We start from the raw sequence: 16,741 nt of genomic DNA, 5'->3' as shown, positions 1-16,741 counted from the left end.
CCATGAACAAGCGCAATGCCCTGAAATCGATCGCCGCCACGGCCGGCTGGGTGGCCGCCTCGGCCACGCTGGGCCTGGGCCTTTCGGCCTGCAGCGAGCAGCCGAAGCAGAGCTTCCAGGCGGTCGACATCACGGGCGCCGACTACGCCAAAGACTTCTCGCTCACCAACGCCGACGGCAAGGTGCGCACGCTGGCCGACTTCAAGGGCAAGGCGGTGGTGCTGTTCTTCGGCTACGTGCAGTGCCCCGACGTCTGCCCGACCACCATGACCGAGATGGCGCAGGTCAAGCAGCAGCTGGGCGCCGACGGCAGCAAGCTGCAGGTGCTGTTCGTCACCGTCGATCCGGCGCGCGACACGCCCGAGGTGCTCAAGGCCTACATGGGCGCGTTCGACCCGAGCTTCGTGGCGCTCATCCCCACGCCCGAGCAGCTCGCTGCCGTCGCGAAAGACTTCAAGGTTTACTACAAGAAGGTCGAGGGCAAGACGCCGACCAGCTACGCCATGGACCATTCGGCCGCCAGCTACATCTACGACCCGCAGGGCCGGCTGCGTCTCTACGCGCGCTACGGCGCGGGCGTGCCGGCCATGGTGTCGGACCTGAAGACGCTGCTCGCGTCCTGAGCCGGGTGCCCCGGGCATGGACGCCGCATCGGTCGCGCACCTGAAGTCGCGCAAGGGCGCCTTCCGCATCGCACTCATTCCGCCCGAGGTGCTGGGCGCGCTGAACGGCGGGCTGCTCGAGACCGTCAACCTCAACGAATTTCTTGCGCTCGAACTGCCGCTGCTCGCACGCAGCGTGGCGGGCCACGTCGGCCTCGATGCGGCGCACGAACGGCTGGACGACACGCTCGCCATGCTGGCTGCCTTCAAGCCCATGCAGCGCCACAGCCACATCGCGCGGGCGCTGTACGACATGACGGCCGAACACGCCGAGCGCGATGCCGTGGCGCACCGGCTGGCCACGCACGCCAGCGACGTGGCGCGCTGCTGGGCGGTGCAGTGGATCACGCTGTCGGGCCTGCCGCTGGCGGCCCAGCTCGACGCCGTGCGCCGCTTTGCCGCCGACCCGCATTTCGGCGTGCGCGAGTTCGCCTGGATGGCGGTGCGCGACAGCGTCATCGACTCGCTCGACGAGGCGCTGGCGCTGCTGCAGCCCTGGGTGACCGATGCCGATCCGAACGTGCGCCGCTTCGCCAGTGAACTCACGCGCCCGCGCGGCGTGTGGTGCGCGCAGATCGAGACGCTGAAGGCCGAGCCCTGGCTGGCGCTGCCGCTGCTGGAGCCGTTGCGCGCCGACGCGCATCGCTACGTGCAGAACTCGGTCGCCAACTGGCTCAACGACGCCAGCAAGACGCAGCCCGAGTGGGTCGAGACGCTGTGCACGCGCTGGGTGGCCGAATCGCCAGTTGCCGAGACCCGCTACATCGCGAAGCGGGCGTTGCGCACGCTGACCAAGTCGACGCCCTGAAGCGCCCCTGAACGAAAAAAAGCCCGGCACTGCCGGGCTTTTTCGTGGAGGAGGGCGGTCGTGACGCTTACGCGTACTCGGCCAGTGCCTTCTTCATCTTCTTCATCGCCGCCACTTCGATCTGGCGGATGCGCTCGGCGCTCACGCCGTACACCGCGGCCAGGTCGTGCAGCGTCATGCCGCCCGAACCGTCGTCGTTGACCTTGAGCCAGCGCTCTTCGACGATGCGGCGGCTGCGGTCGTCCAGCGCCTCCAGGGCGGTGGCGATGCCGTCGCTCGACAGGCGGTCGCGCTGCTGCGATTCGAGCAAAGCGGTCGGTTCCTGCGTGGCGTCGGCCAGGTAGGCGATGGGGCCGAAGCCTTCGTCGCCGTCATCGGACGGACCCGGATCGAGCAGCACGTCGCCGCCCGACAGGCGGGTTTCCATTTCGAGCACTTCCTCGGGCTTCACGTTCAGGCGCGTGGCCATCTGCGAGACCTCGTTGGGGCTCAGCGTTTCCCGGTGCGTGCCGTTGTCGGCCGCGGCCGAGTCGGCCTTGAAACTCTGCTTCATCGAACGCAGATTGAAGAACAGCTTGCGCTGGGCCTTGGTCGTCGCGACCTTGACCATGCGCCAGTTCTTCAGGATGTATTCGTGGATCTCGGCCTTGATCCAGTGCATGGCGTAGCTCACCAGCCGCACGCCCTGGTCGGGGTCGAAACGCTTCACGGCCTTCATGAGGCCGACGTTGCCTTCCTGGATCAGGTCGCCGTGCGGCAGCCCATAGCCCAGGTACTGGCGGGAAATGGAGACGACCAGGCGCAGGTGCGACAGGATCAGCGCACCGGCAGCTTCGAGGTCGTTCTGGTCGCGCAACTTGCGTGCGAAGCCCTGCTCTTCTTCGAGCGTGAGCAGCGGCAGGCGGTTGGCGGCCGAAATGTAGGCATCCAGGTTGCCCAGCGGGGGGACCATCGACCATGGGTTGGCGACGGCCAGCTGGTTGGCAGAGACTCCAGACAGCGTTGTCATCAGGGGAAACTCCTTTGTGTTGGCCATATTAGCACTCGGTTAGAGGGAGTGCTAAGCCAAGGGTTCCCTTGGGTTTCTATCGTTGCGATAGCTTTTGTCGCGATTTGTTGGATATTTGTATGCCGTTTGGCGTTTTTCAAGTCCGTGCCGCTTGCCCGAGCAGCCAGTCCTGGAACGCCAGGATGCGCGGGTCCTGGGCGCTGCCTTCCGGGTAGACCAGGTGGTAGGCGTAGCCCGCCGCCATGGGCACGCCGATGTCGAACAGCCGCACCAGCCGGCCCTGGGCGAGGTCGGCGGCGATCATCTCCAGGTCGGCCAGGCCGACCATGCCGCTCTCGGTGACGGCGCGCACCACGTCGCTCGAGTCGGCGAAGCCGATGCAGCGGCTGTCGTCGAAGCCCTCGATCCCGGCCGCGGCCATCCACATCGGCCAGTTCGGCCAGACCATGCCGTCGGTCTTCCAGTCGACGTAGCACAGCGTGTGCTGGAGCAGGTCACGCGGCGTTGCCAGCGGGGGCCCGCTGGCGAGCAGCCTGGGGCTGCAGACCGGCACGATGACGGTGTCGAACAGCCGCTGTGCGCGCGTGCCTGGGTCCTGCCCGGTGCCGAAGCGGATCGCCACGTCGATGTCGTCAGCGTCGAAATCCCGCAGCGTGTCGGAAATATCGAAACCCAGTTCCAGCCCCGGGTTGGCGGCGCGGAACTGCGGCAACCGCGGCAGCAGCCAGTTGGTCGCGAAACGGGCGCTGGTCGACAGCCGCAGCGTCGCCGCCCCGCGCGCCATGCGCCGGGCGCGGCCGGCGGCGCGGCGCAGGGTGTCGAGGGCGTCGGCGGTGGCCTCGAACCACACGGCGCCGGCCGGCGTGAGGCGGATGCTGCGGCTGGTGCGCGTGAACAGCACCATGCCGAGCTGCTCCTCGATCTCCTTGATCTGGTGGCTCACGGCCGCCGGTGTCAGCCCGACTTCTTCGGCCGCCCGCGTGAAGTTCAGGTGCCGCCCGGCGGCCTCGAAGGTGCGCAGGGCGCGGGTGCCGGGGAGCAGTCTGGGGCGCATCGATCTTCAAATAGTTTTTGATGATTTTCCAAAAACTATTCGTTTCTCTTAGGAAAGTCAACGCGGGATAGTTCAGGAACTTGATGATCCATCCCTTCCAGGAGCCACGAAACCATGTCCGCCAGCGTCCCTTCTCCTTCCTTCGTCGTACAGCGCAACGGCCAGCCGGTGCCTGCCGCGGACCTGGCCCCGCTCGCCTTCGCCGGCCACGCCCACTTCACGGCCATGCAGGTGCGCGACGGCCGGGTGAGGGGCCTCGACCTCCACCTGGCACGGCTGCGCTTCGCCTCGCAGACGCTGTTCGGCCAGGCGCTGCCCGACGACACGGTGCGCGCCCACCTGCGGGCGGCGCTCGCGGCCGGCCCGGCGGACCTGTCGCTGACCGCCACCGTCTACTCCCCGGCCGGCGAGTTCACCGCGGCCGACGCGGTGCCCGAGGTGCTGGCCCGCATCGGCCCGCCTTCCAGCGGCCCCGCCGGCCCGTTGAGCCTGGCCGCGATCGAACACGAGCGCTTCCTGCCGGCCGTGAAGCACGTCGGCGAAGGCGCCAAGACCCAGCTGCTGCGCCAGGCCGTCGCGCAGGGTTTCGGCGACGCGGCCTTTCTCGACCGGCACGGCCGGCTCGGCGAGGCGTCGATCTGGAACCTGGCCTTCTGGGACGGCGAGGCGGTGGTGTGGCCCGAAGCCGAGATCCTGACTGGCACCACGATGGGCATCGTGCGCCGGCAGCTCGAACGCCTCGGTGTCCCGCAGCGCAGCCAGGTGTTGCGGATGGCCGACCTGCCTGCGCTGGCCGGCGCCGTGGTCATGAACTCGTGGACGCCGGGCGTGGCGGTGCACCGCATCGGCGACGTGGTGTTGCCGGCAGCGCCGGCTTTCGTGGAACTGCTGCACCGGGCCTATGAGGCCGAGCCGCTCGCATCGCCTTGAAGGAGCCCTCGCGCGCGGACGCTGCGCACCGGCGTGACCGGGCCTGCGGGGCTACCAGCGAATGCCGAGCTTGACGAACAACTTCGACAGCACGAACAGCGGACCGACCCAGAGGTACTGGATGTCCTCGAAGAACGACGGCTTCTTGCCTTCGATCTTGTGGCCGACGAACTGGAAGATCCACGCCACCACGAAGATCGCTGCCGACACCGGCGCCACCGCAGTGCCCATCGCATGCACCGCCACCAGCGCCAGCACCGTGAGCGCCAGCATGGTGACGAGGAAGGCCGGCGAGCGCAGCAGGGCGTAGTACACGAGGCTGGCCGCCACGAAGGCGTAGGCCACCCACGGATGGATCGCGAACAGCAGCCCGACGATGCTCAGCATGATCGCGGGAATGGCCACGAAGTGGATCAGCTCGTTGGTCGGATGGCGGTGGCTCTCCTCGTAGTGGGCGAGCAGGCGGTCGACCTTGCGCTCGCTGGTGGCGAGCGGGGCGGCGGCAGTGTGGGTCATGGCAGGTCTCCGGGGCGCCGTGCGTTGCGGCAAGAGTCTCATGGTGCCCACGGCGCCGGGCGATGGCAAGTGGCGTCGTCCCGGGGGAGGACGAGCGCCGGGCGCCATGACTTAGGGCACTGTCGCGCGGGGCTTGCGCCGCTAAGATCAAATCCGTGGCCTCTTTCGACTCCCCCTCCGCACCCCCGCCGCCCCTCGCCGACACCGGTGTGCCTGCCGGCGTGTCCGGCGCGATCCTGGTGGTGGACGACCATGACCTGCTGCGCCTGGGCGTGAGTGCGCTGGTGCAGGCCCAGGCCGCCACCTCGGGCGCGCGCATCGCGGTGTTCGAGGCCGGCAACATCGCCGACGCGCTCGCGCTCTACGCGGCGCATGAGGTCGCCATCGGCCTCGTGCTGCTCGACCTCGCGCTGCCCGACACGCACGGGCTCAGCGGCCTGGCCGAGTTCCGCCTGCGCTTTCCGGCGGCGCGCGTTGTGGTGCTCTCGGGCACCGCCAACAGCACGCTGGCGCAGGGCGCGCTCGCGCTCGGTGCCAGTGCCTTCCTGCCCAAGTCCGCCGACCTGAAGGAGATGGTGGGCTTCATCCGCGCCTGCGGCCTGTTCGAGGCCGACGGCACGCCGCCGCAGCCGCTGCCGCCCGCGGCACTGCCCAAGTCGCTGTCGGGGTACGCGGAGTTCGCGCACGCCAGCGCCTGGCAGGAACTCACGCCGCGCCAGATGCAGGTGCTGCAGTGGGTGCTCGAAGGCAAGGCGAACAAGGAGATCGCGCAACTGGCCAACCTGAGCGAGGGCACGGTGAAGAACCATGTCTCGACCATCCTGCTGCTGTTCGGCATGCGCTCGCGCGCCCAGCTGATCAGCATGCTGCGTTGAGCGGCGCCACGCTGGCGGGCCGCGGCGACGCCGCCGCCGGCCAGCTGCTGGGCCAGCGCGTGCTGCGCGAGCACGTCGGCTCGGTCTACGACACCTACGGCATCTCCACGCTGACCCACCTGGGCTTCGTGATCGTGTTCGGCTGCATCATCTACTCGCAGCTCAGCGATGCGCGCCTGCTGTTCTGGATGGCGGCGCTGGTGGCGGTCGACATCTACGTCTTCTTCACGCCGCGCTGGACGCCCGACAAGCCGGCCTCCGAGAGCCCGTACTGGGCGCGCAAGATCTCGCGCATGGTCACGCTGGTGAGCATGATCACGGCGGTGGTGCCCTGGTTCATCGTGCCGCACGAGAACCTGCCCATGACCTCGCTGCTGATGGCCGTGATTGTCGGCAGCTGCGCGCGCGCCGCGCAGTCGCTGTGGCCGCTCAAGCCCGCGCTGTTCGGCTACACGTTGCCCATGTCGCTGGGCATGATCATCGCGCTGGCCTGGCAGGGCGACGGCCTGCACCTGTTCCTGGCCGCGGCGGGCTCGGCCTACCTGATGCTCACGCTGCACGCCGGCGTGCGCCAGCACCGGCTGCTGACCGACTCGCTCATGTTGCGTTTCGAGAACGAAGCGCTGGCCGCGCGCCTGGGTGAGCAGATCGCCGCCACCGAGCGCGCCAGCGAAGAAAAGACCCGCTTCCTCGGCGCCGCCAGCCACGACCTGCGCCAGCCCCTGCATGCCATCGCGCTGTTCGGTGCCGCGCTCGAGAACGAACTGCGGGGCCGCCCCGAGAGCCGCAACGCGGAGCGCCTGATGCGCGCCGTGAACGCCCTGGGCGCGTCGCTCGACACCATGCTCGATGTGTCCCGGCTCGACGCCGGCGTCATCACGCCGTCGCCGCAGCCGGTGGAGCTCGACGCGCTGTTCCTGCCGCTCAACCACACCTTCTCGGCGCAGGCCGAGCAGAAGGAGCTGCAGCTGCGCGTGCGCGCCAGCGGCCTGTGGGTGCGCAGCGATCCGCAGCTGCTGCACCGCATGCTGTCCAACCTGATGGACAACGCCCTCAAGTACACCGTGCAGGGCGGCGTGACCGTCACGGCGCGCGACCGCGGCGACACCGTGTGGATCGAGGTGCGCGACACCGGCATCGGCATCGCGCCCGAGCAGTCGCACCGCATCTTCGAAGAGTTCTATCAGATCGATAACCCGGGCCGCGACCGCGCGCGTGGCCTGGGCATCGGCCTGTCGATCGTGCGCCGCCTGTCGCGGCTGCTGGGCCATCCGGTGCAGATGCATTCGCGCCCGGGCCGCGGCACGCACTTTCGCGTCGTGCTGCCGACCGTGCCGCCGCAGGTCAGTGCGCTCGTGGGCCCGTTTCCGGCCGGCAGTGTCGAACTGGCTGCACGTCGGCGCGCGGCCACGCTGCCCGGTCGCGTGCTGCTGATGGACGACGAACTTGAAATCCGCGAAGCCATGACCGGCCTGCTGCGCTCGCACGCGATCGATGCGCACGCCGTCGCCGACGAGGCCGCCGCGGCCGAGGCGCTGCACCAGGCCCGCGCCGAAGGCCGGCCCTTCGGCCTGCTGATGTGCGACTACCGCCTGGCCGACGGCGTCGACGGCCTCGACGTGGGCCTGCGCCTGAGTCGGCACCTGGGCACCGAGCTGCCGCTGCTGCTGATCACCGGCGAGACCTCGCCCGACCGCCTGCAGCGCGTGCGCGAGTCGGGTGTGCCCGTGCTGTTCAAGCCCGTGGCGCCGGATGCGCTGCTGCAGGCCATGGCGGGGCTTGCGGCGGCACCGTAGCGTTTGGCACACAGCCTGCGGCTGAAAGTGAATACGTTGTAGTTCATTGCGTGCCGATCCCATCGGTTGGCCACACATGCAATGACTTTTGGCACTGCCGGGCGTTCGCCTCCCGTCGTAATTTCGGGTTTCAGGGAAGCGAAATCAGGGGGCGTTGCAGGCGTCGACCACCGGTGCCTTCGCACACGAGGCGCGACGCCGCACAGGCCACACGCAGGGGGAATACAAGGGAGAAATAAGAAAGACAGGGAGCTGACGGCCCCCGGCGGAAGCCGGGGGCCGTTTTTTTATCCGAAGCGAAAGCCTCAGCCGAGCAATGCCTGCGCGAACTCGCGCGCGTTGAAGGTCTCGAGGTCCTCGAGCTTTTCGCCCACGCCGATGAAGTACACCGGAATGGGCCGTTCGCGCGCAATGGCGCACAGCACGCCGCCCTTGGCGGTGCCGTCGAGCTTGGTGACGATGAGGCCCGTGAGGCCCAGCGTCTCGTCGAAGGCCTTGACCTGCGCCAGCGCGTTCTGGCCGGTGTTGCCGTCGATCACCAGCAGCACCTCGTGCGGTGCGGTGGCGTCGGCCTTGGTGACGACGCGCTTGATCTTCTTGAGCTCGTCCATCAGGTGCAGCTGCGTCGGCAGGCGCCCGGCCGTGTCGACCAGCACCACGTCCTTGCCGCGCGCCTTGCCGGCGTTCACCGCGTCGAAGCTCACGGCCGAGGGGTCGCCGCCTTCGTTGCTCACGATCTCGACGGTGTTGCGGTCGGCCCAGACCAGCAACTGCTCGCGCGCCGCCGCCCGGAAGGTGTCGGCCGCGGCCAGCAGCACCGAGGCGCCTTCGGTGGCCAGGTGCTTGGTGAGCTTGCCGATGGAGGTTGTCTTGCCCGCGCCGTTGACGCCAGCCACCATGATCACGGTGGGCGTGTATTCGCCGATGACCAGTGGCTTCTCAAGCGGCTTGAGCAGGTCGGTGACGGCGTCGGCCAGCAGGCGCTTGACCTGCGATGCGTCGGTGGCCATCTGGCGCTTGACGCGCACCTTCAGGTCGTCGAGCAGGAACTCGGTGGCCTTGACGCCGGTGTCGGCCATGAGCAGCGCCGATTCGAGTTCTTCATACAGCGCGTCGTCGATCTGCGCGTTGACGAACACGGCCTGGATGCCGGTGCCGGTCTTGCGCAGGCCGGTCTTGAGCTTGTCGAACCAGCTCTTGCGCTCGGTGGCGATGGGGGCCGGTTCGGCGACAACAGCGACCGGCGCGGGAGGCGGTGCGGGCACGGGCGCCGGAGGGGGCGGCGGTGGCGCAATGACAGGAGCGGGTGCAGGAACGGGGGCGGGCGCTGGCGCAGGGATCGGCGCTGGTGCAGCGACCGGAACTGGCGCGGGCGCCGGCGCCACCACGGGCGCGGCCGGTGTCGGCTCGGGGGTCGGTGCGGGTGCAGGTGGGGGCGCAGGTGCTTCCGCCGCAGGCTTCGACCCGAACCAGCTCGACGGCGAGAACACCGAGCGTGCCGGTGCGGGTTCCGCGGCCGGGGGCGGCGCGGGTTCGGCGGTCGGCGGCGGGGCCGGTGTCACCGGGGCATCGGCAGGTGGTTTTTTCTTGAAGAAACTGAACATCGGGAGCTTTTTACAATCCGACCCATTCTATGAAACACCTCTCGCCACGCCGCGCTGCGTCTGGTGCGGTGCTGGCCCTGGCGCTTTCGGCGCTGTGGACCGTGCCCGCGCAGGCCCAGTCCACCCCCGCTCCCGCCGCGTCGACCCCTGCCGCCGCGGCCCTGGGCCCCCAGCAATTCACCCTCGCCAACGGCATGACCGTGATCGTGCAGACCGACCGGCGCTCGCCGACCGCGGTGCAGATGGTGTGGGTGCGGGTCGGCTCCATGGACGAGGTCGACGGCACCTCGGGCGTGGCGCACGTGCTGGAGCACATGCTGTTCAAGGGCACGAAGAGCGTGCCGGCCGGCGAGTTCTCGCGCCGCGTGGCGGCGCTGGGCGGCCAGGAAAACGCCTTCACCATGCGCGACGCCACCGGCTACTACCAGCAGATCCCGGTCGGCAGCCTCGAGCAGGTGATGAAGCTCGAATCGGACCGCTTCGCCAACAACCAGTGGCCCGACGACGAGTTCAAGCGCGAGATCGAGGTGGTCAAGGAAGAGCGCCGCCTGCGCACCGACGACCAGCCGCGCGCCCTGCTCGGCGAGCAGCAGAACGCGGCCGTCTTCACCTCGTCGCCCTACCGCCGTCCGGTGGTGGGCTGGATGAGCGACCTCGAATCGATGACGCCGGCCGACGCGCGCGCCTTCTTCCAGCGCTGGTACGTGCCGGCCAACGCCGTGCTCGTGGTGGCCGGCGATGTCGACGTGGCGCGCGTGCGCGCGCTGGCCGAGAAGTACTACGGCGGCATTCCCGCGCGCGCCGTGCCGGAGCGCAAGCCGCGCACCGAGCCCGCGCAGCGCGGCATCCGCCGCCTCGAGTTCAAGGCCCCGGCCGAGCAGGCGTACGTGTCGCTCGCCTTCCGCGTGCCGCAGCTCACGAACATCGACGACGCCAACAGCGACGCCTGGGCGCTGGTGGTGCTCTCGGCCGTGCTCGACGGCTATGCCGGCGCGCGGCTCGACCGCGCGCTCACGCAGGGCCCCGGCCGCGTGGCCGATTCGGCCGGCGCGTACGCGGGCTTCATCGGCCGCGGTCCGCAGCTGTTCATGCTCGACGGCGTGCCGGCCGCCGGCAAGACCGCCGAGACGGTCGAGGCCGCGCTGCGTGCCCAGGTGGCGCGCGTGGCGAAAGAGGGTGTCGGCGAAGCCGAGCTGGCCCGCGTCAAGACGCAGTGGGTGGCGAGCGAAACCTACAAGCGCGATTCGGTGATGGCGCAGGCGCGCGAACTCGGCAGCAACTGGATCCAGGGCCTGCCGCTGGACGCCAGCGAGCGCATCGTCGCCCGGCTGCAGGCCGTGACGGCGGCGCAGGTGCAGGCCGTGGCCGCCAAGTACTTCGGCGATGACCAGCTCACGGTCGCCACGCTGCGGCCCCTGCCGCCCGAACCCAAGCGCGGCCGCGGCTTCGCAGCCCCTGCGGGCGAGATGCGCTGAAAGGCACCGGATCCCTCCATGAAGAACCTCCAAAAGATTGCAAGCACCGCCCTCCTGGCGGGCATCACCGCGCTGTTCGGCATGGGCAGCGCGCAGGCCGCGCTGCCCATCCAGCACTGGACGCTGGCCAACGGCGCCAAGGTGTACCTGGTGTCGACCAACGCATTGCCGATCGTCGACGTGCAGATCGACTTCGACGCTGGCAGCCGGCGCGACCCGGCCGCGCAGGCCGGGCTGGCCAGCACCAGCGCCGCGATGGTCGAGAAGGGCGTGCGTGCCGGGCGCAACGGCGAGCCTGCGCTCGACCAGAATGCGTTGGGCGAGGCCTGGGCCGACCTGGGCGCCAGCTTCGACGTGAGCGCCGGCACCGACCGCACCAGCTACACGCTGCGCACGCTGTCCGACCCGGCGCTGCTGACCAAGGCCGTGGCCCTGGCCGCGCGCGAGATCGGCGAGCCCTCGTTCCCCGACGACATCTGGCCGCGCGAGCGCGAGCGCATCAACGCCGCCATCAAGGAAGCCAACACCAAGCCAGCCACCGTGGTCGGCCGCGCCTTCGCGCAGGCTGTGTACGGCACGCACCCCTACGGCCAGGAAGTGACCGAAGCCACGCTGGCGCGCATCGACACCGCCGCCATGCGCCAGCGCTACGAGCAGCTGATCCTGCCGTGCCGCGCCAAGCTCAGCATCGTGGGCGCGGTCACGCGCGCCGAGGCCGAGGCGCTCGCGACCACGCTGCTGTCGCGCCTGCCCAGCCCCGCCGCCTGCGCACCGCTGCCGGCCATCGCGCCGGTGGTGGCGCTCACGGCGCCGAAGGACGAGCGCATCGCGTTCGACTCGGCGCAGGCCCATGTCTTCATCGGCCAGCCCGGCTACCCGCGTCAGGACCCGGACCACTTCGCGCTCACGCTCGGCAACTACGTGCTCGGCGGCGGCGGCTTTGTCTCGCGGCTGACCGAAGAGGTGCGCGAGAAGCGCGGCCTGGCCTACAGCGTGTACAGCGGCTTTGCGCCGGGGCTCGACGCGGGCGCCTTCCGCATCGGCTTCCAGACCCGGCCCGACCAGGCCGAGGCGGCGACGAAGGTCTCGCGCGACGTGCTCGCGAAGTTCGTGGCCGAAGGCCCGACCGAGAAGGAGCTCAAGGCCGCCAAGGACAACCTGATCGGCGGTTTCCCGCTGCTCCTGGACAGCAATCGCAAGCTGATCGGCAACGTCGCCAACATCGCCTGGTACGGCCTGCCGCTGGACTACCTCGACACCTGGACCGCGCGCATGAACGCGGTCACGGCCGCCGACATCCAGGCCGCGTTCGCCCGCAAGCTGCAGCCGCAGCGCATGGTGACGGTGGTGGTGGGCGGCAAGCAGGCCGCTGCGGCGCAGTAAGCAAGAGAAAAAGAAAAGCTCAGGCCAGCGCGTGCGGCCCGCTGCGCGCGGCCTCGCGCACCGCGGCGCCGAGCTGCGCCAGCAGGCGCGGCGCCGCGCGGGCGTGCTGCCAGTACAACGGCACCGGCAGCGTCGCGCCGGGCACCAGTTCGACCAGCGTGCCGTCGCGCAGCGCATCGGCCACCATGCTGGTCGGGTGCATGCCCCAGCCGATGCCGCGGCAGGCCGCCTCCACGAAGGCGGCGGGCGAGGGCACCCAGTGGCGCGGCGTCTCCACGTTGCGGTGGCAAATGCGGCGCACCCAGCGCGCCTGCAGCCGGTCCTTGCGGTCGAACACCAGGTTCGGCGCGGCGGCCAGCGTGCGCGCGCCCACGCCCTTGGCGAAATAGCGTTCCACGAAACCGGGGCTCGCGGCGGCCACGTAGTGCACCGTGCCCAGCGCCTCGCTGTTGCAGCCGGTGACCGGCTGGGCCAGCGCGGTCACGGCCGCCAGCACGGCGCCGCTGCGCAGCCGCTCGGCCGTGTGGTCCTGGTCGTCGGCCGTGAGGTCGAGCAGCGCGTCGGGCGCCTGCGCTGCGAAGGCCGCGGCGCCCGCCATGAACCAGGTCGCCAGGCTGTCGGCGTTGACCGCCACCCGCACCGTGACCCGCTCGTGCGCCTCGCCGCTGCCCATGCCCAGCGCGGGCAGGGCCTCGCGCAGCTCGTGCTCCAGCATGCCCACGCGCTCGACGTGCCGGCACAGCTGCAGGCCGGCCTCGGTCGCCACGCAGGGCTGGCCGCGCACCAGCAGCGCGCCGCCGGTGCGCTCCTCGAGCAGCTTCACGCGCTGCGACACCGCCGAGGGCGTGACGTGCAGCGCGCGGGCAGCGCGCTCGAAACTGCCTTCGCGCACCACGGCGGCAAGGGCGTGCAGGGCGGCGTAGTCGAGCATGGTGGTGAATGAAGTAAAACTGAATCAGCGTTAGAAAGTTTAGTTTGATTGAATGCCGGGCGGACGGCAAGCTCGGACCATGACCGCCGTTCACGCCTCCACCGCTTTCCTCAACGGGCTCTTCATGAGCCTGGTGCTCATCGTCGCCATCGGCGCGCAGAACGCCTACGTGCTGCGCCAGGGCTTGCGCCGCGAGCACGTGAGCGCGGTGGTGCTGTTCTGCGCCGTCTGCGACGCGGTGCTGGTCGCCGCCGGCGTGGCCGGCATGGCGCAGGCGCTGAAGGGGCGGCCGATGCTGGCGACGCTGCTCGCGGGCTTCGGCGCGGCCTTTCTCTGCGGCTACGGCCTGCGCGCGCTGTGGCGCTCGCGCCAGCCGGGCGCGCTGCAGACGGTGTCGCAGGGCGCCTCGCGCTCGCGCGCTGCGGTGGTCGCGCAGGCCGCCGGCTTCACGCTGCTGAACCCGCACGTTTACCTGGACACCGTGCTGCTCGTGGGCACGGCCGGGGCGCAGTACCCGGGCCTGCTCAAGGCCTGGTTCGTGGTCGGGTCGACGCTGGCCAGCGTGCTGTGGTTCACCGCACTGGGCTTCGGCGCGCGGCTGCTGGCGCCGGTGTTCGCGCGGCCGCGCGCCTGGCAGATGCTCGATGCGCTCATCGGCGGCACGATGCTCGTGCTGGCCGCGCTGCTGGCGCGCCGCGCGTTCATGGGCTACTGAGTGAAGGGGGGCCAGCTGCGGCGTTAAGCTCGCCGCATGCCCCAGAAGCCCTCGAAGAAGAACGCCGCCGCGCCCGTCTCGCGCGCCCCCGCCGCCAAGCGCCCGTCGCGGCCCAGCGAGGTCCGCATCATCGGCGGCGAATGGAAGCGCACCCGCCTGGCCGTGGCCGACAAGCCCGGCCTGCGCCCCACGCCCGACCGCGTGCGCGAAACGCTGTTCAACTGGCTTGCGAGCCTGGCCGGCGTGGGCGGTGGTGCATTGCCGGGCTGGCACTGCATCGATGCCTTCGCGGGCACTGGGGCGCTGGGCCTCGAAGCCGCCTCGCGCGGCGCGGCCCACGTGCTGCTGTGCGAGCAGGACGCCGCGCTGGTCGCCCAGCTGCAGGCCGCCAAGGCCAAGCTCTCGGCCGAGGCCGTGCGCGTGGAGCGCGGCAACGGCGTCACCGCGCTCGAGCGTGCGGCGGCGGGCAGCCTGCAGGCGGTGTTTCTCGATCCGCCCTTCGACAACCTCGCGCTGTACGAGCCGGCCCTGCGCGCCGCCGCGCGCGCGCTGCACGCCGACGGCGCGATCTACCTCGAGGCGCCGCGCCGCTGGGCCACCGAGGAGCTCGCCGCGCTGGGCCTGGCCGAATTCCGCTACCTGAAGGCCGGCGCCGTGCATGCCCATCTGCTGCGCCGCGCCGTGTCCGTGCCTGCATAATCCGCCGGACAAGCCGCACCGGCAGCATGAGGAAGAAGCAACCATGGCCAGCAACGTGATCGCGGTTTATCCCGGCACTTTCGACCCCATCACCCTCGGTCACGAGGACGTGGTGCGGCGTGCAACCCAACTCTTCTCCAAGGTGATCGTCGCCGTCGCGGCGGGCCACCACAAGAAGGCGCTGTTCACGCTCTCCGAGCGCATGGACATGGCCCGCGAGGCCGTGAAGCCCTACAGCGACCAGGTGACGGTCGAGAGCTTCTCGGGCCTGCTGCGCGACTTCGTCGTCGCGCGCGGCGGCAAGGCCATGGTGCGCGGCCTGCGCGCCGTGACCGACTTCGACTACGAGTTCCAGCTCGCCGGCATGAACCGCTCGCTGATGCCCGACGTCGAGACCGTGTTCCTGACCCCGAGCGACAAGTACCAGTTCATCTCCAGCACCTTCGTGCGCGAGATCGCCATGCTCGGCGGCGAGGTCAACAAGTTCGTCTCGCCGAACGTCGAGCAGCAGCTGACCGCCAAGGTCCGCAGCCTCGGTAGGGAATGAGCCCGCTCCCAGGCTTCGCGCTGAGGTGAGCGCCACCCCCTTGCCCCGCCTGCATCCGCTGGGCGATGCGGCGCTGGTGTGCGACCTGCCCGCGCCCGCCACGCTGGCGCAGCAGCAGCGCATCTGGGCGCTGGCCGCCGAGGTGCTGGCCTGGCCCGGCGTCGGCGAGGCGCTGCCGGGCATGAACAACCTCACGCTGACCTTCGACCCGACCGCCGTGGCGTTCGAGGAACTCGCGGCGCGCGTGCTCCAGGCCTGGCCGGGGCTCGCGGCCCATGCCGCCGAAGGGCGGCGCATCGAGATTCCCGTGGCCTACGGCGGCGAGCACGGCCCCGACCTCGCCGACGTGGCGGCCCACACCGGGCTGTCGGCGGCCGAGGTGGTGCGTCGCCACAGCGGCGGCGACTACGTGGTCTACCTGCTCGGCTTCCTGCCGGGCTTCGCCTTCATGGGCGGGCTGCCGCCCGAACTCGCGACACCGCGCCGCGCCGAACCGCGCACCGCCGTGCCCGCGCGCTCGGTCGGCATCGGCGGCGAGCAGACCGGCATCTATCCGTTGGTGTCGCCGGGCGGCTGGCAGCTCATCGGGCGCACGCCGCTCGAGCTGTTCGATCCTTCGACCGAGTCGCCCACCTTGCTGCGTCCGGGCGACCGCGTGCGCTTCGTCGTCGAAAGCCTGCAGACATGATCCTCGTGCGCAAACCCGGCGTGCATGCCTCGGTGCAGGACCTCGGGCGGCCCGGCCTGCGCCAGCTCGGCATCTGCCCGGGCGGTGCGCTCGACATGCTCGCGCTCACGCTGGCGAACCGGCTGGCCGGCAACGCCGACGCGGCGGCGGGCATCGAATTCACCATGGGTGGCTGCGAGCTGCAGTTCGAAGTCGACACCCGCATCGCGCTCACCGGCGACGACTTCGGCGCCACGCTCGACGGCGTGCCGCTGTGGCCCTGCTGGAGCGTGCCGGTGCGTGCTGGCCAGACCTTGCGCCTGGCCGGTGCCAACGCGCCCGGCACGCCGAAGGCCGGCCTGCGCAGCTGGCTCGCGGTGGCCGGCGGCATCGACGTGGCACCCGTGCTCGGCTCGCGCAGCACCGACCTCAAGGCCGGCTTCGGCGGCCACGAGGGCCGCGCGCTGCGCAAGGGCGACCGGCTCGCGCTGGGCGCTTCGCGCCTCGGTGCCGACCAGAACGCGCGCCGTTCCTTCGGCCTGCGCGCGCCCGATTGGGGCACGGCCGAGCCCGACGGCGCCTTCGCGCTGCGCGTGCTGCCCGGCCCCGAGTTCGACCTGTTCACGCCCGACGCACAGGCGCTGCTGTGGAGCGAGCGCTGGCGCATCACGCCGCAGAGCAACCGCATGGGCAGCCGGCTCGCCGGCGCGGAGCTGCAGCGCAAGGCGGGCGGCGACATGCTGTCCTCGGGCGTGATTCCCGGCACGATCCAGGTGCCGCCTTCGGGTCAGCCGATCATCCTCATGGGCGACGCGCAGACCACCGGCGGCTACCCGCGCATCGGCGTGGTGATCCGCGCCGACCTCTGGAAGCTCGCGCAGGCGCCGCTGGGTGGCCGGCTGCGGCTGGTGCGCACCGACCTGACGCATGCGCTTGCGGCCTGGGCCGGGCAGCAGCGCTACCTGGCGCAGGTGGCGCAAGGGCTCGCCGCTGCGGGCTGGCCCGGCGCGGCCTAGACTGTCGGCTCGCGCAGGTCGTTTTCGCACCTGCCCCACGAGACGGAGAACATC

At 70.6% G+C, this 16,741-nt stretch carries 17 protein-coding genes; 12 read left to right on the top strand and 5 right to left on the bottom strand.

Going from position 1 to position 16,741, the window contains the following annotated elements; translation table 11 throughout:
* Positions 1 to 2: 2 nt before the first annotated feature.
* Complete coding sequence (locus ACAM42_RS27625) at positions 3 to 623, top strand: SCO family protein (RefSeq protein ID WP_369630064.1); 621 nt, start codon at positions 3 to 5, stop codon at positions 621 to 623.
* 16 nt (positions 624 to 639) lie between these two features.
* Positions 640 to 1,470, top strand: coding sequence for a DNA alkylation repair protein (locus ACAM42_RS27620; protein WP_159275429.1), 831 nt, complete (start codon positions 640 to 642; stop codon positions 1,468 to 1,470).
* A 67-nt stretch (positions 1,471 to 1,537) separates the two neighbouring features.
* Here the strand turns inward: ACAM42_RS27620 and rpoH are convergent, their stop codons facing one another.
* Entirely contained in the window at positions 1,538 to 2,479 is a 942-nt protein-coding gene (gene rpoH / locus ACAM42_RS27615; protein ID WP_369630063.1) for an RNA polymerase sigma factor RpoH, read from the bottom strand.
* A 136-nt stretch (positions 2,480 to 2,615) separates the two neighbouring features.
* Positions 2,616 to 3,533 (bottom strand): LysR substrate-binding domain-containing protein, encoded by a 918-nt coding sequence (locus ACAM42_RS27610; RefSeq protein ID WP_369630062.1) that lies wholly within the window; start codon positions 3,531 to 3,533, stop codon positions 2,616 to 2,618.
* A gap of 114 nt (positions 3,534 to 3,647) precedes the next feature.
* Here ACAM42_RS27610 and ACAM42_RS27605 point away from each other — a divergent pair, with 114 nt between their 5' ends.
* On the top strand, positions 3,648 to 4,463 hold the full coding sequence (locus tag ACAM42_RS27605) for an aminotransferase class IV family protein (protein ID WP_369630061.1): 816 nt from the start codon (positions 3,648 to 3,650) through the stop codon (positions 4,461 to 4,463).
* A gap of 51 nt (positions 4,464 to 4,514) precedes the next feature.
* Here ACAM42_RS27605 and ACAM42_RS27600 read toward each other — a convergent pair whose 3' ends face one another.
* Positions 4,515 to 4,979 carry a DUF962 domain-containing protein gene (locus tag ACAM42_RS27600; protein WP_144004491.1) on the bottom strand — a complete coding sequence of 155 codons (465 nt, stop codon included), beginning with the start codon at positions 4,977 to 4,979 and terminating at the stop codon, positions 4,515 to 4,517.
* 155 nt (positions 4,980 to 5,134) lie between these two features.
* On the opposite strand from ACAM42_RS27600, the gene ACAM42_RS27595 reads away from it, so the two are divergent.
* Positions 5,135 to 5,854: a response regulator transcription factor gene (locus ACAM42_RS27595; protein ID WP_307637523.1), complete on the top strand. Its 720-nt coding sequence runs from the start codon at positions 5,135 to 5,137 to the stop codon at positions 5,852 to 5,854.
* The gene (locus ACAM42_RS27590) at positions 5,851 to 7,650 is read left to right on the top strand and encodes an ATP-binding protein (RefSeq protein ID WP_369630060.1); all 1,800 of its coding nucleotides are present in this window, start codon (positions 5,851 to 5,853) and stop codon (positions 7,648 to 7,650) included. The genes ACAM42_RS27595 and ACAM42_RS27590 overlap by 4 nt, the downstream gene beginning before the upstream one ends.
* A 305-nt stretch (positions 7,651 to 7,955) precedes the next feature.
* Here ACAM42_RS27590 and ftsY read toward each other — a convergent pair whose 3' ends face one another.
* Positions 7,956 to 9,254: a signal recognition particle-docking protein FtsY gene (gene ftsY, locus ACAM42_RS27585; protein WP_369630059.1), complete on the bottom strand. Its 1,299-nt coding sequence runs from the start codon at positions 9,252 to 9,254 to the stop codon at positions 7,956 to 7,958.
* A gap of 29 nt (positions 9,255 to 9,283) precedes the next feature.
* Between ftsY and ACAM42_RS27580 the strand changes: the two genes are divergently transcribed.
* Positions 9,284 to 10,729: a M16 family metallopeptidase gene (locus ACAM42_RS27580; RefSeq protein WP_369630058.1), complete on the top strand. Its 1,446-nt coding sequence runs from the start codon at positions 9,284 to 9,286 to the stop codon at positions 10,727 to 10,729.
* An 18-nt stretch (positions 10,730 to 10,747) separates the two neighbouring features.
* A complete protein-coding gene (locus tag ACAM42_RS27575; RefSeq protein WP_369630057.1) occupies positions 10,748 to 12,112 on the top strand; it encodes a M16 family metallopeptidase in 1,365 nt (454 codons plus the stop codon).
* Positions 12,113 to 12,131: 19 nt separating this feature from the next.
* Here the strand turns inward: ACAM42_RS27575 and ACAM42_RS27570 are convergent, their stop codons facing one another.
* Positions 12,132 to 13,043 carry a LysR family transcriptional regulator ArgP gene (locus tag ACAM42_RS27570; protein WP_070061978.1) on the bottom strand — a complete coding sequence of 304 codons (912 nt, stop codon included), beginning with the start codon at positions 13,041 to 13,043 and terminating at the stop codon, positions 12,132 to 12,134.
* A gap of 79 nt (positions 13,044 to 13,122) precedes the next feature.
* On the opposite strand from ACAM42_RS27570, the gene ACAM42_RS27565 reads away from it, so the two are divergent.
* From ACAM42_RS27565 to ACAM42_RS27545, 5 genes are read left to right on the top strand one after another with little or no spacing between them, the layout of a single operon-like run.
* Positions 13,123 to 13,758, top strand: coding sequence for a LysE/ArgO family amino acid transporter (locus ACAM42_RS27565; protein WP_095746682.1), 636 nt, complete (start codon positions 13,123 to 13,125; stop codon positions 13,756 to 13,758).
* A 36-nt stretch (positions 13,759 to 13,794) separates the two neighbouring features.
* On the top strand, positions 13,795 to 14,457 hold the full coding sequence (locus ACAM42_RS27560) for an RsmD family RNA methyltransferase (protein WP_369630056.1): 663 nt from the start codon (positions 13,795 to 13,797) through the stop codon (positions 14,455 to 14,457).
* A gap of 43 nt (positions 14,458 to 14,500) precedes the next feature.
* Positions 14,501 to 15,004: a pantetheine-phosphate adenylyltransferase gene (gene coaD / locus ACAM42_RS27555; RefSeq protein ID WP_062481439.1), complete on the top strand. Its 504-nt coding sequence runs from the start codon at positions 14,501 to 14,503 to the stop codon at positions 15,002 to 15,004.
* 40 nt (positions 15,005 to 15,044) lie between these two features.
* Positions 15,045 to 15,692, top strand: a complete 648-nt coding sequence (pxpB, locus tag ACAM42_RS27550; RefSeq protein ID WP_369632810.1) for a 5-oxoprolinase subunit PxpB — start codon at positions 15,045 to 15,047, stop codon at positions 15,690 to 15,692.
* Positions 15,689 to 16,687 (top strand): biotin-dependent carboxyltransferase family protein, encoded by a 999-nt coding sequence (locus ACAM42_RS27545; protein WP_369630055.1) that lies wholly within the window; start codon positions 15,689 to 15,691, stop codon positions 16,685 to 16,687. The genes pxpB and ACAM42_RS27545 overlap by 4 nt, the downstream gene beginning before the upstream one ends.
* The last annotated feature ends 54 nt before the right edge of the window (positions 16,688 to 16,741 follow it).

Origin of the sequence: Variovorax sp. V35 (assembly GCF_041154465.1) — a bacterium.
GTDB lineage: Bacteria > Pseudomonadota > Gammaproteobacteria > Burkholderiales > Burkholderiaceae_C > Variovorax > Variovorax boronicumulans.
This window is presented reverse-complemented; position numbering and strand designations above follow the sequence as displayed.